Origin of the sequence: Pseudoalteromonas sp. Bsw20308 (assembly GCF_000310105.2) — a bacterium.
GTDB lineage: Bacteria > Pseudomonadota > Gammaproteobacteria > Enterobacterales > Alteromonadaceae > Pseudoalteromonas > Pseudoalteromonas fuliginea.
The window spans coordinates 288833-312650 of sequence record NZ_CP013139.1 but is presented as its reverse complement, the minus strand read 5'-3'; the positions used below and the strand labels follow the sequence as shown (position 1 = coordinate 312650).

General features: G+C 37.2%; 19 protein-coding genes. 9 read left to right on the top strand and 10 right to left on the bottom strand.

What is annotated here, in order from left to right; all coding sequences use genetic code 11:
* Nucleotides 1–85: 85 nt before the first annotated feature.
* Nucleotides 86–1213 carry a zinc-binding dehydrogenase gene (locus D172_RS18630; RefSeq protein WP_007375606.1) on the top strand — a complete coding sequence of 376 codons (1128 nt, stop codon included), beginning with the start codon at nt 86–88 and terminating at the stop codon, nt 1211–1213.
* Between the two features lie 403 nt (nt 1214–1616).
* Nucleotides 1617–2174 (top strand): TMEM165/GDT1 family protein, encoded by a 558-nt coding sequence (locus D172_RS18625; RefSeq protein WP_007375607.1) that lies wholly within the window; start codon nt 1617–1619, stop codon nt 2172–2174.
* A gap of 121 nt (nt 2175–2295) precedes the next feature.
* On the opposite strand, the gene D172_RS18620 is transcribed toward D172_RS18625, so the two are convergent.
* The 4 genes from D172_RS18620 to D172_RS18605 all read right to left on the bottom strand — a co-directional run bounded on the left by D172_RS18620 (nt 2296) and on the right by D172_RS18605 (nt 7205).
* Nucleotides 2296–4449, bottom strand: coding sequence for a TonB-dependent siderophore receptor (locus D172_RS18620; RefSeq protein ID WP_007375608.1), 2154 nt, complete (start codon nt 4447–4449; stop codon nt 2296–2298).
* Nucleotides 4450–4536: 87 nt separating this feature from the next.
* Nucleotides 4537–5064, bottom strand: coding sequence for a DUF6436 domain-containing protein (locus tag D172_RS18615; protein ID WP_007375609.1), 528 nt, complete (start codon nt 5062–5064; stop codon nt 4537–4539).
* Nucleotides 5048–6514: a methyl-accepting chemotaxis protein gene (locus D172_RS18610; RefSeq protein ID WP_007375610.1), complete on the bottom strand. Its 1467-nt coding sequence runs from the start codon at nt 6512–6514 to the stop codon at nt 5048–5050. The genes D172_RS18615 and D172_RS18610 overlap by 17 nt, the downstream gene beginning before the upstream one ends.
* 136 nt (nt 6515–6650) lie before the next feature.
* Nucleotides 6651–7205 carry an isochorismatase family protein gene (locus D172_RS18605; protein ID WP_007375611.1) on the bottom strand — a complete coding sequence of 185 codons (555 nt, stop codon included), beginning with the start codon at nt 7203–7205 and terminating at the stop codon, nt 6651–6653.
* A gap of 152 nt (nt 7206–7357) precedes the next feature.
* On the opposite strand from D172_RS18605, the gene D172_RS18600 reads away from it, so the two are divergent.
* Nucleotides 7358–11869, top strand: coding sequence for an EAL domain-containing protein (locus tag D172_RS18600; protein ID WP_007375612.1), 4512 nt, complete (start codon nt 7358–7360; stop codon nt 11867–11869).
* A gap of 48 nt (nt 11870–11917) precedes the next feature.
* On the opposite strand, the gene D172_RS18595 is transcribed toward D172_RS18600, so the two are convergent.
* Nucleotides 11918–12814, bottom strand: a complete 897-nt coding sequence (locus D172_RS18595; RefSeq protein WP_033015172.1) for a cation diffusion facilitator family transporter — start codon at nt 12812–12814, stop codon at nt 11918–11920.
* Nucleotides 12815–13261: 447 nt separating this feature from the next.
* Between D172_RS18595 and D172_RS18590 the strand changes: the two genes are divergently transcribed.
* Both D172_RS18590 and D172_RS18585 read left to right on the top strand, forming a co-directional pair.
* On the top strand, nt 13262–14215 hold the full coding sequence (locus D172_RS18590; RefSeq protein ID WP_007375614.1) for a slipin family protein: 954 nt from the start codon (nt 13262–13264) through the stop codon (nt 14213–14215).
* 21 nt (nt 14216–14236) lie between these two features.
* Nucleotides 14237–14692 carry an NfeD family protein gene (locus tag D172_RS18585; protein WP_007375615.1) on the top strand — a complete coding sequence of 152 codons (456 nt, stop codon included), beginning with the start codon at nt 14237–14239 and terminating at the stop codon, nt 14690–14692.
* A 34-nt stretch (nt 14693–14726) separates the two neighbouring features.
* Here the strand turns inward: D172_RS18585 and D172_RS18580 are convergent, their stop codons facing one another.
* A complete protein-coding gene (locus tag D172_RS18580) occupies nt 14727–15599 on the bottom strand; it encodes an SMP-30/gluconolactonase/LRE family protein (RefSeq protein ID WP_007375616.1) in 873 nt (290 codons plus the stop codon).
* Nucleotides 15600–15753: 154 nt separating this feature from the next.
* Here D172_RS18580 and D172_RS18575 point away from each other — a divergent pair, with 154 nt between their 5' ends.
* Nucleotides 15754–16590 carry a patatin-like phospholipase family protein gene (locus D172_RS18575; protein ID WP_007375617.1) on the top strand — a complete coding sequence of 279 codons (837 nt, stop codon included), beginning with the start codon at nt 15754–15756 and terminating at the stop codon, nt 16588–16590.
* Here D172_RS18575 and D172_RS18570 read toward each other — a convergent pair.
* From D172_RS18570 to D172_RS18560, 3 genes are read right to left on the bottom strand one after another with little or no spacing between them, the layout of a single operon-like run.
* Nucleotides 16579–16824, bottom strand: a complete 246-nt coding sequence (locus D172_RS18570) for a hypothetical protein (RefSeq protein WP_007375618.1) — start codon at nt 16822–16824, stop codon at nt 16579–16581. The two genes, D172_RS18575 and D172_RS18570, sit on opposite strands and share 12 nt — an antisense overlap.
* Nucleotides 16821–18416, bottom strand: coding sequence for a PepSY-associated TM helix domain-containing protein (locus D172_RS18565; RefSeq protein ID WP_205986676.1), 1596 nt, complete (start codon nt 18414–18416; stop codon nt 16821–16823). The genes D172_RS18570 and D172_RS18565 overlap by 4 nt, the downstream gene beginning before the upstream one ends.
* Nucleotides 18413–18700, bottom strand: a complete 288-nt coding sequence (locus tag D172_RS18560) for a hypothetical protein (protein ID WP_007375620.1) — start codon at nt 18698–18700, stop codon at nt 18413–18415. Before D172_RS18560 ends, D172_RS18565 begins: the two co-directional genes overlap by 4 nt.
* Nucleotides 18701–19342: 642 nt before the next feature.
* Here D172_RS18560 and D172_RS18555 point away from each other — a divergent pair.
* The 3 genes from D172_RS18555 (at nt 19343) to D172_RS18545 (ending at nt 22041) form a co-directional block, all read left to right on the top strand.
* Complete coding sequence (locus tag D172_RS18555) at nt 19343–19564, top strand: hypothetical protein (protein ID WP_007375621.1); 222 nt, start codon at nt 19343–19345, stop codon at nt 19562–19564.
* A gap of 180 nt (nt 19565–19744) precedes the next feature.
* On the top strand, nt 19745–21769 hold the full coding sequence (locus tag D172_RS18550; protein WP_007375622.1) for a hybrid sensor histidine kinase/response regulator: 2025 nt from the start codon (nt 19745–19747) through the stop codon (nt 21767–21769).
* 32 nt (nt 21770–21801) lie between these two features.
* Nucleotides 21802–22041, top strand: a complete 240-nt coding sequence (locus tag D172_RS18545; RefSeq protein WP_007375623.1) for a hypothetical protein — start codon at nt 21802–21804, stop codon at nt 22039–22041.
* A gap of 109 nt (nt 22042–22150) precedes the next feature.
* On the opposite strand, the gene ahpF is transcribed toward D172_RS18545, so the two are convergent.
* Nucleotides 22151–23731: an alkyl hydroperoxide reductase subunit F gene (ahpF, locus tag D172_RS18540; protein WP_007375624.1), complete on the bottom strand. Its 1581-nt coding sequence runs from the start codon at nt 23729–23731 to the stop codon at nt 22151–22153.
* Nucleotides 23732–23818: the final 87 nt, after the last annotated feature.

Sequence of the window (23818 nt, the reverse complement as noted above, 5' to 3'; positions counted from 1 at the left end):
ATTTTACGCTAAGTGTAATCAAAAAATAACCAATACAATAAAGCGATTGGTTCAACGAACTTAATTATTGACAGGAGTGACCCAAATGACTGATACAAATATTCAACTTACTTCAACTATTAGTGAAAATGGTAAACTAACACTTGCTTTAAAAAACATCGAAATGCCGCAACCTGGCCCCGATGAGGTTGTTGTTCGTCTTGAAGCTGCTCCACTAAACCCTTCAGACTTAGGCGTTTTATTCAGCGCAGCTGATATGTCTACAGCGGTGCAATCAGGTACTGTGCAAAACCCTGTTATTACAGCTGATGTTCCGGCTCAATTCATGCCCTCACTTAAAACGCGAGTTGATAAAGCAACGCCAGTTGGAAATGAAGGTGCTGGGACTGTTGTTGCAGCTGGCTCATCGCCAGCAGCACAAGCATTAATAGGTAAAACCGTAGCTGTAATTGGTGGAGGAACTTATCGTCAATTTATATGTGCCAATGTGCAGAGCTGTTTAGAATTAAAAGAAGGGACTACAGCTAAAGAAGGTGCGTCATCTTTTGTTAACCCGCTTACCGCACTAGCAATGGTAGAAACCATGCGCGCGGAGGGTCATAAAGCCATTATTCATGCCGCTGCAGCTTCTAACCTAGGCCAAATGTTAAACCGTATTTGTATTGCCGATGGTATTGATTTAATAAATATTGTGCGTAAAGCAGAACAGGAAACACTATTACGTAACATGGGTGCAAAATATATTGTTAACTCAAGTAGCGACTCTTTTCTTTCGGACTTAACGGCGGCAATTATTGAAACGGGTGCAACGATTGCGTTTGACCCCATTGGCGGTGGTCAATTAACAAGTGATATTCTTAATTGTATGGAAATTGCTGCAGCTCGTGATATGAAAGAGCACACTATTTATGGCTCTGACACATTCAAGCAAGTTTATATTTATGGTGCATTAGATCGAGGCCCAATTACGCTAAACCGTAACTTTGGTTTTGCTTGGGCTGTAAATGGATTTTTATTATTTAATGCATTAGGTAAATTAGGAACTAATACAGTAATGGCGATGCGCGAACGTGTTGCAAATGAAATTACTACCACATTTGCAAGTCACTACACACATGAAGTGTCATTAGCTGAAGTATTGCATTTAAAATCAATTGCGGCTTACTCTAAACAAGCAACCGGTGAAAAATACTTAATTAAACCTCAGGCTTAAGTGAATTTTAAAGCTCACTATGGTTTAACTAATTGATTTTAAATATGTAAAAGCAGATGCTATTTATAGCGTCTGCTTTTTATTCATTTTTTAAAATAAAAGCAAACGCCATACTCTTCTTAATATTTACCGAATAAAAAATTTATGGAATAATGCAATTTCTCTTGGGGGAGTAGCCTACTCAGTACTGTCAATTACAATAAACAACTAGTTAGTGAACTAGAGCACTTATATTTTAATTAATTGATAGACGAGTAAACTTATCAACATAATTGCACCTCACGTGCATGGTAGGTTTGTAATGTTGTAGCAGCATTATCGGCGAGACCTAGGTAGGCACTATCCTCATGGCGGGAGATAGTTGTTTGCCTTGGTTTAATATTCCCGCCTGTAAGTAATATTTATGGAAGTTTTTTTCACATCAACCGTCACAGTAGCCTTAGCTGAAATAGGCGATAAAACACAGCTTTTATCGTTAGTACTTGCCGTACGTTTTCACAATAAAATAGCACTTATTTTAGGTGTATTAGCCGCAACTATTATTAACCATGGCCTCAGTGCTTTGTTTGGAAATTGGCTGAGCAATAACTTTGCAACTCAGTACATGCCATGGATTGTTAATGCTAGTTTTATTGGCGTTGGCCTTTGGCTGCTTATTCCTGATAAGGATGAAGAAATTAGCCATAAGCACGATAAATATGGTGCTTTTTTTGTCGCGTGTATATTGTTTTTTATTGCCGAAGTTGGTGATAAAACACAAATAGCAACCATTCTATTAGGCGCGCAATACCAATCAATTTTGTGGGTTACTCTTGGCACTACACTGGGCATGTTAATAGCAAATGTACCTGTTATTTTTGCAGGTAATGCGCTTTTAAGCCAAGTGCCATTAAATACAGTGCGTGCAGTTTCGGCCAGTGTATTTGTTTTACTAGGGTTATATGGCTTTGCTACTATTTAACCTAAACTCCGGAGAATAAACCTATCTCAAGCAGCTATTTCCAACCTTAACTACATTTAATTTAAAACGAAAGCTCAATATTATTGAGCTTTCGTACTTTTATCTTAGAGGTACTTTGGTATTAAAACTGATATTTTGCAGATAAATATACGCGTCTTGGCTCACCAGGAAAATGCCCAGTACGGTCAATAAAGCCACTCGATGCATATTCTTTATCAAAGACGTTTTTAACTGATATTTGCCATGTCCAGTTTTCTACTTGCGTTTTCCAGGCCATGTTATAAATTGTATATGGTTTAACGTGTGCGCCATCAAGGCTTACTTGTTCGTCAACATAGTCAAGCCCTGCAGCTATTGATGAGTTGATGTTTGGTAAATCGTAGCGCGTCCATAAGCCAGCTGTATTTTGTGGGGCATTTGCAAATTTATCAGTGCCTTCTGCTTGCGCAGAAAAATCTTCACTTTGCTCATTAATACGCGTGTCGTTATACGCATAACTTGCGGTTACAACCCACTTGTCAGTTATATCACCCACTATCTCAAGCTCAAAACCATCACTTTGTACTTCACCTAGGGATTCAAGTTGATCAATTCCCGTGTCGTTTTGCAATAAGCTGGTTTGTAATATATTTTTACGAATAATCTGATACGTCGCAATATTAATGGCTAACGAGTCATCAAGTAACTTAGTACGTAAACCTAGCTCTGTAATATGGCTGTTTTCAGGCTCAAATGGTCCACCAACTTCTTGCGACTGGCTTGCTGCATCTTGCGGTAAAAAACCGGTGCCATATAAAGCATAAGGAAAAAAGGTATCGCTAATATTGTAGCTAGTACCTACCCTAAAAGTAACATCGCTATCAGAGAACTCAACGTTAGATACTTTATCCGTGTCTTCAAAATGATCGTAGCGCAAGCCTGCGGTTATATTCCATTTTTCAGTGATATCTACTTGGTCTTGTATATAAATACCTAACCTTTTTGAGTCTGTGCTTATAATTCGCGGTGTTATATTTTCTAAGTCGTAATTAGCCGCCGATGTTAAACCATATTGTGGATCAATCAGCGAGAGTCCAGGTACAGGGCCGCCTTTACTTTGTTGAGTCGCAGTGCGGTACACGGCATCAAATTTTGATGAGTACCAATCAGAGCCCACTAAAAACATATGTTCCATATTGGCTATGGTTGTTTCAGCAATTAAATTAGCGGTAATACTTAGCCCTTCATTCTCGCGCTTTTGATCTCTAAATTCGCGTTCACTCCAATCAACAACACCATCATTATCGGTATCAGACAAGCCACGTGGCTCATGATAGTTTTGTTGCTCTTCATTGGTAAAATAACGAGTCGTAACATCTAAGCTAAACACATCACTTAATTGGTTTTTATACGTTGCTTGGTATACGTCCGCAGACATTTTTTGATAGTCAGTTGCTTCATTATGATTCCAATCTCTACTTGCAATAAAATCACCATTTTCGTCAACAGGCACACCACGTAAACGTGCTCCTCCTAAATCTTGATCTATATTAGTATATTGCAGCACAAGATTAGACTCATTATTAAAATCAAAGCGATAGCCTAAATCTATAATGGTATTATCTTCTGACGTGTTATATCTAAACGGGTTTTGACTATCTTTGTAAATACCAATTCTGTAAGCTTGCGTTTGCTCATCATTCACGCTACCCGTTGATTCGAATGCGCCACTTATAAAGTCATCATTCCCGATTTCTAATTCAATGGCAGTATTAGCGTCATATTGTGGCTTTTTAGTCATATAGTTAATAATCCCACCAGGATTACCACTTCCATAAACTGCCCCACTGGGACCTTTTAACACAGCAACTTGTTCAATGTTAAATAACTGCGGAACAGCAAAGCCATTAAACGGATCACCTTTTACGCCATCATATAAAATTTCGTCTTGGCGAAATCCTCTAAAAGTAACACCCGAATAGCTAAAACCATTTACACCTGCGATATTACTGTATAAATCGGTAATTTGACGTGCAGCTTGGTCACTTATTAAAGCTTGTGGCAATATTTGAATTGATTGTGGTATTTTTTCTAGTGGAGTATTGGTGCGTGTGCCAAATGCTGACTCTGTTGGTCGATATAATGAAAAAGCGCGACCCGTTACTTCAATAGTCTCAATAGCGTTTTCAGCTTTGTTTATTGAATTAGGTGATGTTTGTTCTACTTCACTAGCGATTACGTTTGCAGAACTAAAAATAATAGATGTGATTGCAAGAGATAAAAGAGAAAATTTCATTAGAATTAAATAGGCAAAAATACGGTGTGGGCATGATAATGAAAATAAATCTCACTTGCAATAACGTAATTGCTTAACGAGGCGTGTTTATGATTCGTTATTTGTGCAATAACAGCCCTTTGTGTCAGTAATTAATAACTCAGAATTAAACCCTGAAGCCAAATTAGTAATGACTGTTTCAACAAAGCCACTCCCCTGTGAACACGCTAATCCTTCAGACAATGGCCCTGCATAAACAAATTGCCCGTGCTTATCTATAATGACAGCAGCAGGCGTAGCAGGTACAACTCGCTTCAATTGCTGCGTTAGTTGAACCTGCACAACACCAAGTCCTTTGCTTTTGGCAAAAGTAGTGAGTGAATTTATATGCGGCTTAGCCTGCGTAAAACAGCCACAACTTTCCTCAGTAACGAGTAGCAGCGACGCAGTATCTTTATTGTCCCACACAATCTGTTGTTTAAAGTCATTAAACCAACTTTTTTGCATAAATACTTTAGCGCTATCAAAAGTTTTTAACTGCCCTAATTGAAAATACACCAGCCCAGTTATAACAACACTAAACCACACAATGATAAGTATGGCATTCCAATAATTAACCTTATTTAAATTTGGCAATACTTTGCTCTAGCACGTCAATACTGACATGTATTAATTGTACTTTAGAGGTCAGTTGTTGAACTATTTTAGTGTCTTCATATTGATTTTTTCGCATATGATCAGTGCTCGTAGCTATTTGCGAGGTGTTTACTGCTTGTTCTGCAACAACCTGTGATACCGAATTTGTACTTGTAGATACCGCAGCAATTTGCTCGCTCATTGCAGAAATATTCTCTTTCATTGCAGTACTTATATGCGTTAAATCAACAACAAAATCAACACATTGGCTCATAGACTGGGTTGATGTTTTACTGTTATTAACTAAATCTTTTAATGTAAGGCTAATTTTGTCTGTCGTCGCTTTACTGTTATTCGCAAGTGATCTAACCTCATCAGCAACCACAGCAAAGCCACGGCCGTGCTCACCCGCTCTCGCAGCCTCAATTGCCGCATTTAATGCTAATAAATTAGTCTGTTCAGCAATACCTGATATTTCATTAAGAAGACTTGAAATAACATCCCCAGCGGCAACTAAATGATTAATTTGCTCTTCAGTATGATTTAAAAGAGTTAGTAGTTCTCTACTCTTACTGTCAGTTTGTAGCACTTCATGCAAGGCATCACTTGCGGCTTGGGTGATGTTATCTACTTGATGTTTTAAAATCTCACTTTCTTGCTCTACAAGTTTAAAGCCATGCGCAACTTGGGCACCCGAACTGGCAATATCATCAGTTTGTTGTGTTCGTTGCTGTGCCCCGTCAGCTAATTGAGCCTGTACTTGAATCAACTCTTGAGAGTTACCTTGTAAAGAGTCAGATTGTGTCTGCACTTCTTTAATTACATCAGATAAATAGTCGAGCAACGTATTAAAACCTAAAACAGCTTCACTTTCAGTAGCGTCAGCCCGTAAAGAAAGCTTAATGTGAGCAGGGTCTTGCATTATTTGCTCTGTTGCATAGCTTAGCGATAAACCAGCTCTACGCTCTCGTCGTAATGTTATTGCGATATACCCAGCTACGATTACTTCAACTATTGCATACCCGGCATGGATAAGTACCGTTGTAAAAGCAAGTCTGTCAGGGTCGAATACATACACACCTGTATTTTGAGTTTGTAAGTAATAAAAAGAAAAGTGATGGACAGCGACAAATAAAATTGCAGTTATAAATACACGCCATTGTACAAATACGATTAGCATGGGCATTAAAATAAATATTTCAAAATGCACTTCAATCAGACCAAACGTTTGTTGTATATGCAAAAAAGAAAACATCATAGTTGCTGCTGCAACAATATGTGGTGTTATTTGACTATTTACATTTGTGTTGAGTAACCAAATAGGTAACAAACAAAGTGGCAAACCTACAACAAAAGCTTGCATCAACGTATCAAAATATAAGCCTAAAACTATTGATTCAATAAATAGCAGACTAAATATAATTGTAAATAACCTAGAAACATTAGACATAAAAACCTTACTACTTTTGATTTATCAGTTAAGCCTGATTCATACGTAGTTAAACGCCAATAAGTTCATTGGAATCAGGAAAATTTGGTGAATTTATTTATCCGCTTTATTTTTAATTTAAAGCAGGGTCTATTCATTATTTTATTATAGACAAAACTTCTTTAAATGTTGTCGTTGCTGAATTTTTTACCCATTGAAAAATAACAGTTTCAGCACACGAAATTATAGCACCCGCTTGTTGTAATTGATCAATAGCAATTTGCTTATGCTTTTCATTTCTAGAACCAACGGCATCTGCAATCACAATTACGTCAAACCCGCTTTGTAAAAGATCTAAACAAGTTTGCAATACACAAACATGTGCTTCAGTACCAACAACAATTATCTGAGGCCGAGCAAACTGCTTCATACTCGCCAGAAAACCAGGTTCGGCACAGGCACTAAAATGTGTTTTATCGAAATACGTTGCTTTTGGTAAAAGGGCTTTTATTTCATCTTGTGTGCCACCTAAGCCTTTTTTATACTGCTCTGTAATTAAAACGGGTATACCATATATAAGGCTCGTTTGAGCCAGCTGTAAAGTACAGCTCAAGATTGTAGGAAAACACTCTATCGCAGGTGCCAACTTGCTTTGCAAATCAATCACTAAAAGCACACTTTGTGAAGCATCAATATTGAATACCCTACTCATATTTACCTCATGGGTTTATAACACCAGTATTTAAAAGTTAACTTAATTCAATCACCAAAAAATGTTTGACTCATGTATCTTTCATACGAGTCAAAATTTAAATTTATGCTATATTACAATACTATCCTACTTATTATGGGGCGAGTTTATAAGTGTATTGGAGTAAGTTTTTTTTCCTCACCATCACTGTTTGTTTTCTTTGCATAGGAAGTGTATCAGCTTCGCAAAATTATGCTCAACAGCTACAACGCATCTCAACTGATGAAGGCTTATCACAAAGTTATGCACTGCAATCGATTCAAGATGATATTGGTTACATCTGGATTGCCACGGCACAAGGACTAAACAGATATGATGGTTATCAAATAAAAACCTTTGATGGGGGTTTCGACCTAGACCAAGACTACATTAATAAACTGTTTAAAACCCAAGACGGTCAAATAATTGTTTCTACCGATGTATCTGGCGCATACATGATTAACCCGCTGACCCTAAAAACAGAAAAAATTTATTCGGGTCAACTAGATAAAAAACAAACAGATTTCTCTCCTATATCTAGTATCACACAATTAGAAAATACATTTTATTTTGCGATAAACGAAAAAATATTTAGCTTTAATAATGATCAAAAAAAATTAGATTTAAAAATAGCTCTAAAAAATAAAAATTATTACATCAGAGCTCTCAAAATTTACGACAATACACTCTATATAGGTACAGATAATGGACTTTTTACGTATAATTTAAAAACACAAAGTCTGGCGCCATTGACAATTCACCAACCTAAAAAAACAACAGTCGACAACAATGACATCAAGTTTTTAACAATTGATGATGACTTAGGGCTGTTAATTGGCACTGTGGAAGGAATGTATCGCATTGCATTTAACACCACTAAACAGATTGATCCTACCCAGATTACCACTCTTATTGCTGATTATAATATTTGGGATTATGCGAACACTGTATATGGTGAGTTTATTGCAACTGAAAGTGGTTTGTTTCAATATCACAGAGACACAACCCAATTAGAATTCATTTTAAGCTTTGATAAAAGCAAATTTAACATCACCGAAAATACAATAAACAATTTAATGCTTGATAGATCAGGTGTACTTTGGCTCGCGTCTCGAACACAAGGCGTACTTACATGGGCAACTCAGACCCGTAGATTTAAGCAAATTACCTTACCTAAAAACAATACCATAAATAAAATTTATCAAGATAAAAATCACATTCTTTGGTTAGGCACCAACGATGGTCTAACTCGCTACAACTTAACAACAAAAGACAGTAAAACATACTTGCAATCAACTGACTCTAAAGCGGTTTATGGTGAATATTCCGTATACGACATTTTTCCTTCTCAGCTTGATGATAAGTACCTCTGGTTAGTGCGGTTTAATGGACTGGATCTATTTGATAAAAGCACCGGCAAAATTATCGAAAAAAGAAACCAGAAAAAAAGTGGCGTGAATGGTGAGAATTTATATGGATTTACCCCTTTCAGCTCCGATGTTTTTACCTATATGTCTAGTGAAAACTTTTATATCTATAATGGAAAAACAGGAGAAAGCAGAGTAATCAATGGATTGAAAGACAAAGTAAACCCTCTAAAGGCTTATACATTTCACCAACCATTGAAATCGCATCCTAAAGAGCTGCTATTGAGCACTGCAAAAAGACTATATCGCTATAATGAGAAAACGCAAAAGCTCACCACTATTTTTCAATCGAACAGCACTAAAGATAATGTTTTTCATACAGTAGAAAATATTTACCTTGATGAAGCTCGTGATACTTTGTGGCTAGCTACCACTCAGGAAGGGCTAATTGGTGTAAACCCAAGTACGTATCAAAGAAAACATTATATAGGCTTAAAAAACACACTGAGAACTGATTCTATCTATTCGTTGCTTGCAGATGATCACAACGGATTTTTATGGGTTAGCAGTAATAATGGTTTATATCAGCTCAATTTAGATACGCTTAATACTAATACTTACACAATAGAAGATGGTTTAAGTACAAATGAATTTGAGCCAATTTCAGCCGTTAGACTGCAAGATAATCAGCTCGCATTTGGCAGTAACTCTGGACTACAGGTATTTGATCCATCTGATTTTATCACTACCAGTTCAAAGAGTAGCCTTGCAATTACTGATATAGGCCTATTTTCAAAAAGCCTAAGTTATTATCCAAATGAATACACTAACAAGCCATTAATGCTTAGCCATAAAGATATGGGCCTGATGATTAGCTTTTCTATCTTTGATTATCAAAACAAAGACAAAGTACGTTATAAAGTCACTTTATCAGGACCAACCTTACTTACCTATGATGATTTAAAAGTAAATAAAGTCTTTTTTACTAAATTACAACCCGGCGATTACTCTCTCACTGTATCGGCATACACCAGAGATGGAGTTAATATAAGCATACCAAAAACACTCAACTTTAATGTAGCGTATGCCCCTTGGCAATCACCTATTGCCTATACTGCCTACTTATTCGGCATTATCATCATTTTATCTTTACTTTTTTGGCAGTATCGCAGTCGCCAAATTGTGATTGGAAAAGCTCACAGAGCGACGATCGATTCGCAAAAGCAAACTGAGCTTGCGCTTAAAAATAATAAAAGTGGTGTATGGAACTATTACTTTAAGGATAACTCAGTAAACACACAACGTGGAAAAGAGCTAGGTTATTTAGACTTACCTAAACGTGTTCAACTAGATGATTTTTTAGCCTTGATACATCCAGATGATCGCCGACGAATTGAGAGTCAATTACTTTCATATGCTCAGCAAAACGATACGGTAAGCTTGCAAAATAATTGGCAAGCTACATATAGATTACGCCATAAAACAGGTCATTGGTTATGGTATCAAGACCTTGGCCAGATTGTGTATAAACCACAATCCTCTGAGCCTTTGTATATTTCAGGTATTTATACAAACATTACAGAGCAACGAGCCAATGAACAACAAGCGGCTATTCTTGGTCAGGTTTTTAGTCAAATAACCGATTGGCTATTGATCCTTGATGATCAACTTATGCCTTTTTCAGCCAATAATAGCTTTATTAATACATTTTCAAACAAAAAATCTATTGCCGAATTAAACCCTAAACTTTTCATTAAAGCGATAGGTAAAGCCAAGTGTAAAGAATATTCAGCAATATTAAAGGCGTTAAAGCCAACACAAAATTGGCGTACAGATGCCTATATCAACACCGCAATAAACAATGAGCATCCTATACATATAAGCGTTACAGCAGTAGCAAAAGACACCAATGACGTAAGCTACTACGTTGTCGTTATCTCTGATTTAACCGAACAGAAAAATGCAGAAAACGAGCTTCGCTATCTAGCAAATTTTGATCCCCTAACACGCTTACCAAACCGTAGCTTAATGCATCAAAAAATAGAAAAAGCGATTAATCATGCAGACAAAAGCAATAAGCAATGTGCACTACTATTTATCGATCTTGATAAATTTAAACCCGTAAATGACTCATTTGGGCATGCCGTGGGCGATAAGCTACTTTGTAATATTACACAACGCGTAACAAATATACTGAGTAACAAAGCAATACTTGGCCGCCAAAGTGGTGATGAATTTTTAGTACTGATAAAGCACGTAGATTCACTAAAGTCGCTTACTGAGACAGTAAAAGAAATTAGCCGCGAATTGGCAAGCAAAGTCATTATTGAGGATTTCTCTATCAATATATCTGCCAGTATTGGTGTTGCTCTTTATCCATTCGATGCTATAAATGCAGATCTACTGATCCGAAATGCTGATGTTGCAATGATGCATGCAAAGCAAGCTGGCAGAAATGGATTTAAATTTTTTAGTGAAGAAATGAATGAAGAAATAAAACAAAAGCTTATTCTTGAAAATGATTTAAAAGATGCCGTAAAAGACAATCGGTTTTTTAATCATTACCAACCTATAGTTGATATAAAAACAAAAACTATAAATGGTGTAGAGCTACTGATGCGCTGGGATAATAAAGGTCAATTAGTGTCACCCGCTGTATTTATCCCTATCGCAGAAGAAACAGGATTAATAGAAAAACTTACAGAGCAAGCAATGAAACGAGCACTTATTGAGCTTGCTCCAATTCTGAGCAATAACCCATTGTTTTATATTTCTTTAAATTTATCACCTAAACATATTTTAAAAGCGAATATAACTGATCGGCTACTCTATATATTAGCAAAATCACAAATATCACCAAGGCAGATCAGACTTGAAATTACAGAAAGTATCTTACTTGAAGACAAATTTAAAGCAGCTAAACAATTACAAAACTTAAAAGCAGCTGGTTTCAAATTACTGCTTGATGACTTCGGCACGGGTTACTCGTCATTAACGTACTTAAGTCAGTTCCCTATAGATGTAATTAAGATTGATCAAAGTTTTGTTAATAGTATTGGCATTGATAAAGACGACGAATCTATTATTAAAACGATATATTCGTTAGCTGAAAACTTAGAGCTTTATTGCATTGCCGAAGGTGTTGAAACACGAGAGCAAATGATATTTTTAGCAAATATAGGTTGCCATGTACTACAAGGGTATTACTTTGCAAAGCCAATGAGCGCCAAAGAGTTACGAAAAAATAGTTGTTTTGAAGAAATTTTGGGGTTGATTTAATGTTACTAATTCGTATGCAAATAAAATCACGCCCAGCATGTTCATAAATTAATGAACATGCGTATGCTCAGCATGGCTCTCTATTTGCAACACACTACTTTTAACATTGAATTTGTCTGACAGCACTTGCTCTACTTTTAAGCGACACGCTTCGTCGTGTTTTTCAATAGTGCAGTGCTGTTTAAGTACAACATGGGCACCAACTACGATCCCTCTGTACTTACGAGTAACAGTGACATTATGCACATCATGCACGTGCTCCATACGCGTTATTTCGTTTTCAATATCAATTGCTTTTGGTAACTGCGTTTTATTTAAACGTAAACCTTTAATACAACTAATAATTACTTTAATACCAGTAAATAAAACAAACGACGCAATCAACATGCTAGATAGAATGTCAATTACATCCCAGCCAGTAAAATAAATAAGCACACCAGCAACAAAAGTCGATACAGTAGAAATTAAATCAAAAAATGAGTGTAGGAATACGGCATAGATATTAATACTTGCTTTGCGTCCTTTGTATAAAACCCAAGCAGCGGCACCATGAAACAAAAACCCGATCCCCGCAATTACCGACATTAAATAACTATTAATAGCAAGCTCATGCCCCTCACTATGATGCATGAACCGTTCACCGCCTTCATACAAAATAATTAAGCTAATAGCTAAATACAAAACACCATTTACAAGTCCACCTAATAACTCAGCCCGTTGATGTCCATCATTATAGGTTTTAGCAAAATGAATCGCTAAGCTAGACGCAATTAAAGCAATAAAAAGTGAGCTATTATGGACAAATAAATGACCCGCATCAGCAAGTACCGCAAGTGAATTTGAATAATAAGCCCCGATGACTTGAATAACCATAAATGAGCACGTGATAGCCAGGGCAATCAGTAGCCTACGGCGTGAAGCTTGGTGTGTAGTGATCTCTGTCATGAAGTGCTTGAATTACCTATACTTAAAATGCAAGTAAGCCATTAAAAGGCTCAACTGGAAGGAGTAATGATATACAGTATCAATTGTAATACTTTACGCACTTAAACGCACTAAAAAGTTAAGTAAATAGATATAAAAATTTTGTCTCGTTATGGGGTGGTTTTCTCATTGTTAAATAGCCCTATATTTAAGTAAATTAATATACACCTATTGAGTTACATCCAATATAAAACTGAAAATAGAATATTTTTGTGAAAGTAAACTTTCCGTTTCGTGCAGTAAAAATTAATAAAATTAAAATGCCAGCACTTTCAAAAAATGCTATATCACCCCCCTTCTCTAGTGCCTATTTTTGTGGTTAAAACGCCTTAGTAGTGATAATCTACACACGCTGAAATTATAAACAATACAACTGCTCAGCGTTTAATTATTATAAGGAATGTTTAAATGGATCCAGTCACACAAATTCTCGATATGGTTTTTACTGTTGAGGCTTTTTTACTTGTTTTTGTTATCGTGCTTTTAAAAAGTAGCGTTAAATTTGTACCACAAAATCGCGCTTGGTTAATCGAACGTTTTGGTAAGTACCAATCAACTAAAGAAGCTGGCCTTAACTTTATTATTCCATTTATAGATAGAATATCGGCTGATCGTAGCTTAAAAGAACAAGCTCAAGATGTACCATCGCAGTCAGCTATCACTAAAGATAACATCTCACTTATCGTTGATGGCGTACTGTACTTTAGAGTGCTAGACCCTTACAAAGCAACGTATGGCGTTGACGACTATACGTTTGCGGTTGTACAACTTTCGCAAACAACCATGCGTTCAGAATTAGGTAAAATGGAGCTTGATAAAACATTTGAAGAGCGTGATTTACTTAATACAAACATTGTTGCAGCTATAAATCAGGCATCTGAGCCTTGGGGTATTCAAGTACTTCGCTACGAAATTAAAGATATTGTGCCGCCTAACTCTATTATGGAAGCGATGGAAGCACAAATGAAAGCTGAGCGTGTTAAACGAGCTCAAATTTTAGAGTCAGAAGGTGATCGCCAAGCAAATATCAACGTTGCTGAAGGTAAAAAACAAGCACAAGTACTTGCTGCTGAAGCCGACAAAGCCGAGCAAATTTTACGCGCTGAAGGTGAAGCAACAGCTATTACTACGGTTGCAGAAGCACAAGCAAATGCACTTATTAAAATAGGTGAAGCCGCAGATACAGAGCAAGGCCAAAAAGCAATTCAGTTAGACTTAGCAACTAAAGCAATCGCTGCTAAAGAAGCCATTGCTCGTGAGTCATCAATTGTATTACTGCCAGACAACGCGACAGATGCAAGTTCAATGGTTGCCCAAGGTATGGCAATCATTAATAGCTTAAATAAAAAGCATCAGGGTTAATAACTAAATAAAGAGGTTTGTATGGATTTTATTACGCAAAATTTACCGCAAACACTTATGGTACTTGGTATTGTTGCTTTAATAATAGAAGTAGCAGTACTTGGCCTTTCTACATTTATTTTATTGTTTTTTGGATTATCGTTATTCCTTACCGGATTATTAATGAGTTTTGGTATTTTACCTGACTCATTAACCATAGCCCTTTGGAGTAACGCAGTTGTAACCGCAGGCTTGGCGGTTGTACTTTGGAAACCATTAAAACAAATGCAAAATCGCGTAGATAAAAAACAGGTAAATAGTGATTTTGCTGAACTTACTTTTGTACTTGCTAGCGATGTAACAGAACAAGGTTTAACTACACATCAATACTCAGGTATTAGCTGGAAACTCAAAAGTGAGCAACAAATAAGCGCCGGTACTGAAGTCTTAGTAACCAAAAAAGAAGTGGGTGTTATGTGGGTTAAGCCTAAAAGCTAATCATCACTTTAAAACAAGCACTGTGTATAATAAATTACAGTAAAACGGGCGGCTCAAACTGCCCGTTTTTTATGCCTGAGATTTGAAATACAGCGCCTTGCTCACTAACAGTATTATTAACCGCCTCATCAAACGCCGATGTCACAAGTAACAACTCAGCATTTTTACCACCGAATGCAGCGCATGTCGGTTTTATTGCACAAAGCTTTATCGTTTTAATTAACGCACCGTCTGGGGATAAACACATAACACACCCCATTCCCCACACAGCTAGCCACAAATTGCCTAATTTGTCGGTTACGCAGCCATCGGGGTCAACATCCATATTATTAAATTGATAAAAAACACGTGGCTCAGCGCAAGGTTCGCCAGTTTGCTCATCCAAATCTAATACATAAATACAGCTCGTTAAAGAGTCGCAGTAATAACCGCGTAAACGTGGCTTATCAAAGCACAACCCATTTGGGATACTCAAGCCATTTACAACGGCTTTAAGCTGGCGTTTATAATAACGGTATATTTTACCATCCCCTTTTTTAGCATTTACATCCATTGTACTTAACCAAAAGCCACCCCATGGATCAGCACGGCCGTCGTTTGAACGCCTATTTAGCTGTGTATTTTCAATATTAAGAATAAGATGTCGAGTAGTTGAATTAATATGATATTTATATAAGCCAGTACTTGTACAGAGCAGCAAGTGCTGCTCATCAATCCAAGCGATTGCACTGAGCGTATCGGGCATATTAACTGTTTTTAGTTGGCTTTCACTGTGTATGTTTTTGCTTAAAAGTAATTTTTTATTTATGTCGACCCAAAAAAAAGTATTCAGCACAGGATGCCAAAGTGGACTTTCTGCAAGCTGATACTGTGTGCTTTCAAAAATGGTTACGCTAGGATCAAACATAAGTAATTATTCTTTATTATTAACAAAGCCTTGTAATATTAAACCTTACCAGAAAACAGTGAATTTCGCGATGTGTACCAGGCTTTAATTTATCAACACCATTAGTAATTTTTAGACTGAGTTGATAACATCAAATTTCATAAAAGGATTGACCATGAACAACAATAATAAAAATACACTCGTCGTTGAAGGCGGTGCAATGCGTGGTATATTTGCCGCAGGTGTACTTGATGAGTTTTTAAAACAACAATACCAACCGTTTGAACGCTATTTTGGTGTATCAGCTGGCGCAACGAATATAGCCGCATTTTTATGTAAGCAACCAATGCGAAATTATAAAGTGATTACCGACTACTCGTGCCGACCTGAATTTATCAATTTAGCGCGTTTTATTAAAGGTGGTCATTTATTTGATTTAGACTGGCTCTGGCAAGAAACAATTCGCGAAATACGCCTCCATACGGAAGTATTTGATCAAACTCCACACGAGTTTTATATTGTATCTACGGCAATCGAATCGGGCAAAGCGCACTATTTAAAAGCCACCAGCACCGATATGGTACATCAATTAAAAGCATCGTGCGCTATACCCATCGCATATCGTGACTACCCTATTATTAATGGCATAGCGATGACCGACGGCGGGGTTGCTGATTCAATTCCGGTAATAAAAGCTTACGAAATGGGCGCACGTGAAATCACCGTTATTTTGTCTCAATGTTTGGGCTATCGTAAAAAACCAAGTAAAGCACCTTGGCTTACTAAAAAAATGTATAAAGACTACCCCGCATTAATTCAAACTACGTTAGGTAGATCTGATTTTTATAATAAGTCTATCGATTTTATTATGAATCCACCAAATGACTGCAAAATCAATATTATTGCACCACCTGCTAACTTTAAAGTTGGGCGTACCACTAAAAAGTTTGAAATACTTAATAGTGGTTACAACATGGGGATTGATGCTGCTAAGGCCTTTTTAGCTGAATAACTGCGGTGCTTTACCCGCAATAACTGCAGTTAGTAAACCAGCTAACATGGCCCCGACAACGGTGCATATTGCACCGCCTAAAATACCGTAAATACTCATAAAACATATCAGCGCTAAACCAAATAACAGCGTACTTAAAAATGTTTTAGTCACTATTGTTAGTGTATTTTTTCGTATGTTGAGCATCATTAGTAGCAAACTCACCATTGCAATTGTAATTAGTAGCTCGTTCATGCGGGTTGTACCTCGGCTTGTAATTTTTGTGTGTTTTTTATTTTTAAGGCAGCAAAAATACACGCGATACCCACCACCATAAAGCTTATATCTACTACCGCAACAAACGTACTATTAAGGTTAATAACATTGCTCACGCCAAATATAATATTGAGCGGCAGCACCAACGCAAGCGAAGCGCCGCATAGCAAAAGAGTCAGCTTAAAATAGTTTTTATAACCTACAGGCAATACACTTAAGAGTAACCATGCCAACCACGTATAAAAAAACACGGGTCCAAAAAAGCTATTTTGCGCCACACCAATAACGGTATAATTAAGTACAACTTGTAAAGGAAATAACACAAAGCTTGCTAATACCAAACCTCCACAACTGCCAATAATAAAACGATTCCATCGTGCATATGCCTGCATACTCAGCGACGGGCTACTGCCACGTGTACGCTTTGCCAGCCACATCATCATCCCTGAAATAGGTAAAAGCGCGGTACTTAAGCCAAGCAATACCCAAAGTAATTTTACAAACACCCCTGCAAAGTTCCCAAAGTGCAGCGGAAACATCAACTCAATTACTTGTATTGATACACCCGAAATATCACCAAAACTACTCATCGACTGCACAAACTCACCATTACCACGATAATGCAGTAACTGAGAAGCAACAGCCTCGCCACCTAACAAACGCAAATACACCTGCGCATTCGCATCGTTATGCGCCATTATTGTGACATCCCTAATTACTGCTTCAGGGTAACGGCTATGAGCATGCTCTAAAATAGTGTCTATTTTTGTAGGTTGCTTAATATGGCTAACTACCGGCTCAGGAATGGCGGTAAACGTTTCTATTAACTTATCTTGATCGCCACCAAAGCTCACAAACGCAGCTGCTGGTAGTAAAATAATGGTCGCGAGCCCTAAAAATGATCCTGTAAAACCAATCACAATATTAAATACGCTGCCCCAAATACCTATAACTTTGTGAGCATCACTGACTGCAATATCTAACCCTTTATTTCGTCTAAACGTAAAAAGCTCTTTTATCAATTTACGATGAATAAACAAGCCTGTAACCGCACTTACTAAAAGCGTTAGGCCTAAAAACCCAGTGAGTATTAACCCAATTGGTCGCCCTAAATGCAAGTCTGCATGAAACTCGCCTATATAAGTTGGCGCATCCGTTTTTTTATTAGCGTAAAATTCTTTACTAGGCCCATAGTAAGTATTTTCCAGCGCCAATGTATTGGGATGAAATTGAAATACTCTGGCCACCTCTTGGTCGTAATTTTCATCACCATGGTGAGATTCAAATACCAACGTTAATAAATGAAAGTTATGTCCACTTGGCAAAAACACATGAATGTTTTCGCCAAATTCACTAGGTACTTGTTTATGGTATTCGTTTACTAGTCGATTAATTTGCGCGCTGGCAACGTGTTGGCTAGATTGTAGCTCTGGATTTGCCCATATTTTTAACTCAGGTCGCGACAGCACTGCTAATGCCCCACTAAATGCAACAATAAACAGCAGTACCGCAGTAATAATTCCTACCCAGCTATGTAATAAAAATAGCTTTTTTAAAGTAATCGACTTCATCCCTGCCCCTGCGTTAACGCCCAAAAACTCAATAAACCATGTGATACACACAGTACAATCATCACAACAAAAGGTTGCCATACCTTTTGCGCCAAATACGCATAAATAAACAACGCAGTCCAAATAACAGGAAAAAGTAAAATAGGCAGTAATATTTGTTCATTCATTTGAAACGGTAAGTAGGTTGTCATACCCGGAATTATTATTACCGCAGTAATTAGTGCTAATACACACGCAATTAAGTGTCTTCGCCGTGTGGCTGTAAACGTTTTTTTATTATCCATTCTTCGCTCATTAAATTTGCCTAAACATATACAAAACCGCACATGCAAATGATAACAATTGCCATTATATTGTGTATTTATTACTTAATGCAATTTATTAAACAAATTAAGCCGCTTTTATACTAAAAACACGGTTGGTTTTTCTTATTAGCTTTTATGCTATGCAGTGCAATTTAGGTACGCAGTAATGCCCCTTTTCAGTGAAGCCGAGTTTGATTTTTTCGTTTTCTCTTGGCTTACCTGTATTAGCTACTCCCTCAGGCTACGAGTTGCTTAAACATTAGATGGCGTAACAGCCCTTTTAAAGCCTTTTATAGTCACTTATTTTTCTATTAAACTATTCATACGGTTTCTAGAAAATTTCACTTTTGTTAGTTTTGGTCTTTACCGAATCGTATTTGGTGGTATTTTATTAACTAACCTGAATTCTGGTTAAGAGATTTAAAAACACTATAAATAATAACGATATTTAAGTCTGTTTCTCTCTAGCTAGAAATTTTTGGTGAAAACAAGGCGAATTTACGCGTCAATAGCTGGTCTATTGCAAGGAAATTCAACGCAATTAGCGCTAAAAATAGCTGCTTGAGATAGATTTATTATCCAGAACTCAGGTTAGCTATAACCTACACATAAGAGAACATTATGAGCGAAAAAATAAACGAAGAAGCACTCCACGCACTTAAAATAGCCTTTACTTACATGCCTAAAGCGATTGAAGTGACAAAGTATGAATATGGCGAGCGCTACCAAAGTGTGCTTGATCACATTGAAGCTGTACGCGAAACATTGCTTATTAACGATGTTGATCCTGAAGAAGTAGGCGGCGATATCAACCCTGAGTACACACCCAATTCAACTTATTAATATAATGATTTGATAATTAAAAGATTTATAAATAATCTTTTGTGCTCAAATTCAGTAAAAAATATTGAACAAGTACTACAAATAAAAGCTGAATAACGCTATCTTTAGTTAAGCTGCTTTACTAGCTAGTTCCATATCAAGATATTAATTAGATTCTAAAAAATTAAGGGATGTTTTCTATTGAATTTTCTTAGACGTTTTCACGATATAGTATCGGATCAAGACCTTAATTTTGACGATAAAACCCACCAGCTTCTAGAGTTCGGACTCGAGGTTTTTAACCTCGATTTAGCAATCATTAGCCGTGTTGAAAATAACTGTTATTCAGTGTTACATGCCATAACCCCTAATAACGAATTAAAAATAGGCACTCAATTTGATCTGGATGGCACCTACTGCGTACACACACTTGAGGCAGGTTCCGCACTTGCATTTCATAAAGTATCACAGAGCATAATTGCAGATCACCCATGCTATATTAATTTTCAGTTAGAATCGTACATTGGTGCACCTATAAAAGTAGGTAACAATGTATACGGTACTGTTAACTTCTCTTCTGCAACTGAATCACCAGTATTTTCAGACGACGCCTACGACTACATTGAGTTGTTTGCACAATGGTTAGGGGCTGAATTTGCTCGCAGCATCACAAGAGAAGAACTCACTAAAAACAGTAATAGTTTATTGAAACTAGAAAGTGTAGCTAATATAGGCACGTGGGAAGTAGACTTAACTAATAATAATATTTATTGGAGTCAACAAACTAAACGCATCCATCAAGTTGACGAAAATTATCAACCAAAAATAGACTCTGCGCTTGAGTTTTATAAAGAAGGTCAAAGCAGAGATAGTATAACAAAAGCAGTCGAACTTGCCGTACAATCAGGTGAAAAGTGGCATTTAGAACTGGAGATAATCACAGCTAAAAAGCAACATATTTGGGTGTCAACTTTTGGCGAAGCTGAGTTTGATGACGGTATTTGTGTAAGACTTTTTGGCACATTTCAAGATGTGACAGAGTCAGTCACCCTCAGAGAAGAACTTAAAAATAAAAAGGCCGAAGCGGAACGATTACTTGACGATAGAAGCATGTTACTTGCAAAAATAAGTCATGAACTAAGAACACCGCTCAACGGTATAACAGGCATGCTAACCACATTAATAGATGAACAAAACGAAGAAAAACGGTCTGAAAAAATAAAAGTTGCATTACGCAGTGCCGATATTCTTCTGAGCATCATCAATGAAGTACTCGATTTTTCTAAAATCAATCATGGTGAATTGAAACTCGAACCAACCGATTTCTTACTTAAAACAATTTTCACTGATCTTACTTCCTTGTACACCCCATTGTTTACAAATACTAATGTGGACTTAAAAGTTAGCAATAATATACCCGACCATTGCTGGGCTTATTCAGATAATACAAGATTAAGTCAAATAGTCTCTAACCTATTAAGTAATGCTTTAAAATTCACCGAGCAAGGGTCGGTAAAATTGCAAACATCAATAACTAAAGCGAGTAATCAATTCACTTTAAATATTGAAGTGCATGACACTGGCAGAGGCATGACAAGTGGGTTTTTAAAGTCATTATTTTCGCCTTTCACTCAAGAAATTGACGCCAAAAACAGCAAAGGTGGAACAGGACTTGGCTTAGCAATAGTTAAAGAGCTTGTAGAATATATGGGCGGTACAATAAAAGTAGAGAGTGAAATAAATAAAGGCACTCATTTTTTACTGAGTATTCCAATTAAACCGGGCAAAGAACAAATACATCACTCAAGTAACATATCGCAAGTTAATCTTTATGCTTGCAAGCTTTCTGTTTTAGTTGTTGATGATAACGATATAAATAGATTAGTACTTGATGCATCATTAAATAAGTTTAGTGTGAGACCCGACTTTGCAGTTGATGGGCAAGACGCCATATTAAAGTGTCAGCAAAAACACTACGATCTTATTTTTATGGATTGTATTATGCCAATACTCGATGGCTTTGAGGCAACAAAACAACTGCGTTCAAAAAACATTTGCAGACATGACTCAACCTATATTGTTGCCTTAACAGCTAATACATCAGCGCAAGATAAGCTAGCATGCAAACAAGCTGGTATGGATATGTTTATCTCAAAACCGTTTAAAATGCACTCATTAGAAATTGCGATTGCATCGGCTGCTGAGCGGCTGAAACTCAAACATTAATAAGAAAATATAATTGTATAAGGAATTCAACAATGAAAAATATATTTAGAACCGTACTGTTCGCTATATTAGCTATAGTGCTATTCAAAGGTTTTTCAACTCAACAATGGCCGCCATTAATTATTGCCATTGTGGGGATCAGTATTTTACTACTCTCAACTTTTGTTACAAAGGCTAAATCTACTAGAGGCTCGTCAATTTATGTAAGCGGTGGCACGTCTCATACGGATAGCAATTGCGGCGGTGGTGATTCTGGTGGTGGCTGCGATTAAATCGCATGTTAATTTTTAAGTATAAAAAAGCCGCCTTTGGAGAAGGGCGGCTTGGGTGAACAAACAGCTAAGGGTGAACGCTGTTATATCAAGAGAGATTTCTGGTTAACTACGCAGCACTTTGATCTTGCTCAGTTTCATCGCTGTGGCGAATTAAATAATCAAATGCACCTAAACTTGCTGTTGCACCGCTGCCCATTGCAATAATAATTTGCTTAAACGGAGTATTGGTTGCATCCCCCGCGCCATAAATGCCTGGTAATGACGTTGCGCCTTTAGCATCAATCAGTATTTCACCAAATTTACTTAATTCAAGGTCGCTGTCTTTTAACCACTCGGTATTTGGTATTAAGCCTATTTGTACAAATATACCAGCAAGTTCAAGCTCTTTGCTCTCCCCTGTCACTCTATCTGTGTACATTAAGCCAGTTACTTTTTTACCATCACCAAGTACTTCGGTTGTTTGTGCACTTTTGATAATAGTAATATTTGCCATACTTTTAGCTTTACGAATAAGCACTTCGTCAGCTCGTAATGTGTCTGCAAATTCAAGTACCGTAACGCTTTGCACAATATTAGCTAAATCGATTGCCGCTTCTATACCTGAATTACCACCGCCAATTACAGCAACAGGTTTGCCTTTAAACAAAGGGCCGTCGCAATGCGGGCAATATGCCACACCGTGGCCGCGATATTCTTGCTCACCTGGTACGTTCATTTCGCGCCAGCGTGCGCCAGTGGCAAGTACGAGCGATTTAGCTTTAAGTATTGCGCCATTTTCTAGTGTAATTTCGTAACCATTGTTATAACCAAGTGCCGATGCACGCTGATTGTGCATTACATCTACATCGTATTCTTTAACGTGCTCTTCAAGCTGAGCAACTAATTTTGGCCCTTCAGTCGCCTTAATCGAAATAAAGTTTTCTATTGCTAATGTATCGGCAACTTGTCCACCAAATCTATCAGCCACAATGCCTGTATTTAACCCTTTTCGCGCTGAGTAAATTGCAGCCGATGCACCCGCAGGCCCACCACCGATGACAAGTACATCAAATTTATCTTTTTCGCTTAGCGCTGCGGCTTGTTTAGCAGCCCCTTTGCTATCTACTTTATTGAGTATGTCAGTAAGGCTTAATGCACCTTGGCTAAATGGTTCGCCATTTAAATATACAGCCGGTACAGCTAAAATATTTCGCTCTTCTACTTCATCTTGAAATAATGCGCCATCAATCATGGTGGCTTTAATATTACTGTTTGTCGCAGCCATAGTGTTAAGTGCTTGCACTACTTGCGGGCACGTTTGGCAACTTAAACTTATGTATACTTCAAAGTTTAGCTCTTGAGTAAGCGATTGTATTTGCTCAATGTCTTCGCTTTTAGCTTTACTTGCGTGTCCGCCAGTATGCAAAAGTGCTAACACTAAACTTGTGAATTCGTGACCCATAGGTACGCCTGCAAACGAAATATGAGTGTTTTTAATAGGTGAATGTACAACCATTGATGGGCGACGAGCGCTTGTATCAGGATTGTTTATTACCGTAAATTTATCGCTTAGTGAGGCTAAATCGTTTGCTAAGCTTTCTACTTCTGCTGATTTTTTGCTGTCATCCAAGGCAATAAGCAGCTCAACAGGTTGAGTAAGCGATTCGAAATGGCTTTTTAATTGATTTTTTATGTTGTTATCTAACATGACTTAACCCTTTTAGGAAAATTTAAACAGCAGGCCTCCCATGCCAAATAATGCATGTGCTTAAACAAATATATTGATATAGGAGGC

What these genes read in the sequence shown, in the direction of transcription:
- D172_RS18630 (WP_007375606.1), top strand. Translation starts at nt 86, where the DNA reads ATGACTGATACAAATATTCAACTTACTTCAACTATTAGTGAAAATGGT.
- D172_RS18625 (WP_007375607.1), top strand. Translation starts at nt 1,617, where the DNA reads ATGGAAGTTTTTTTCACATCAACCGTCACAGTAGCCTTAGCTGAAATA.
- D172_RS18620 (WP_007375608.1), bottom strand. Translation starts at nt 4,449, where the DNA reads ATGAAATTTTCTCTTTTATCTCTTGCAATCACATCTATTATTTTTAGT.
- D172_RS18610 (WP_007375610.1), bottom strand. Translation starts at nt 6,514, where the DNA reads ATGTCTAATGTTTCTAGGTTATTTACAATTATATTTAGTCTGCTATTT.
- D172_RS18605 (WP_007375611.1), bottom strand. Translation starts at nt 7,205, where the DNA reads ATGAGTAGGGTATTCAATATTGATGCTTCACAAAGTGTGCTTTTAGTG.
- D172_RS18595 (WP_033015172.1), bottom strand. Translation starts at nt 12,814, where the DNA reads ATGACAGAGATCACTACACACCAAGCTTCACGCCGTAGGCTACTGATT.
- D172_RS18590 (WP_007375614.1), top strand. Translation starts at nt 13,262, where the DNA reads ATGGATCCAGTCACACAAATTCTCGATATGGTTTTTACTGTTGAGGCT.
- D172_RS18585 (WP_007375615.1), top strand. Translation starts at nt 14,237, where the DNA reads ATGGATTTTATTACGCAAAATTTACCGCAAACACTTATGGTACTTGGT.
- D172_RS18580 (WP_007375616.1), bottom strand. Translation starts at nt 15,599, where the DNA reads ATGTTTGATCCTAGCGTAACCATTTTTGAAAGCACACAGTATCAGCTT.
- D172_RS18575 (WP_007375617.1), top strand. Translation starts at nt 15,754, where the DNA reads ATGAACAACAATAATAAAAATACACTCGTCGTTGAAGGCGGTGCAATG.
- D172_RS18570 (WP_007375618.1), bottom strand. Translation starts at nt 16,824, where the DNA reads ATGAACGAGCTACTAATTACAATTGCAATGGTGAGTTTGCTACTAATG.
- D172_RS18565 (WP_205986676.1), bottom strand. Translation starts at nt 18,416, where the DNA reads ATGAAGTCGATTACTTTAAAAAAGCTATTTTTATTACATAGCTGGGTA.
- D172_RS18560 (WP_007375620.1), bottom strand. Translation starts at nt 18,700, where the DNA reads ATGGATAATAAAAAAACGTTTACAGCCACACGGCGAAGACACTTAATT.
- D172_RS18555 (WP_007375621.1), top strand. Translation starts at nt 19,343, where the DNA reads ATGAGCGAAAAAATAAACGAAGAAGCACTCCACGCACTTAAAATAGCC.
- D172_RS18545 (WP_007375623.1), top strand. Translation starts at nt 21,802, where the DNA reads ATGAAAAATATATTTAGAACCGTACTGTTCGCTATATTAGCTATAGTG.
- ahpF (WP_007375624.1), bottom strand. Translation starts at nt 23,731, where the DNA reads ATGTTAGATAACAACATAAAAAATCAATTAAAAAGCCATTTCGAATCG.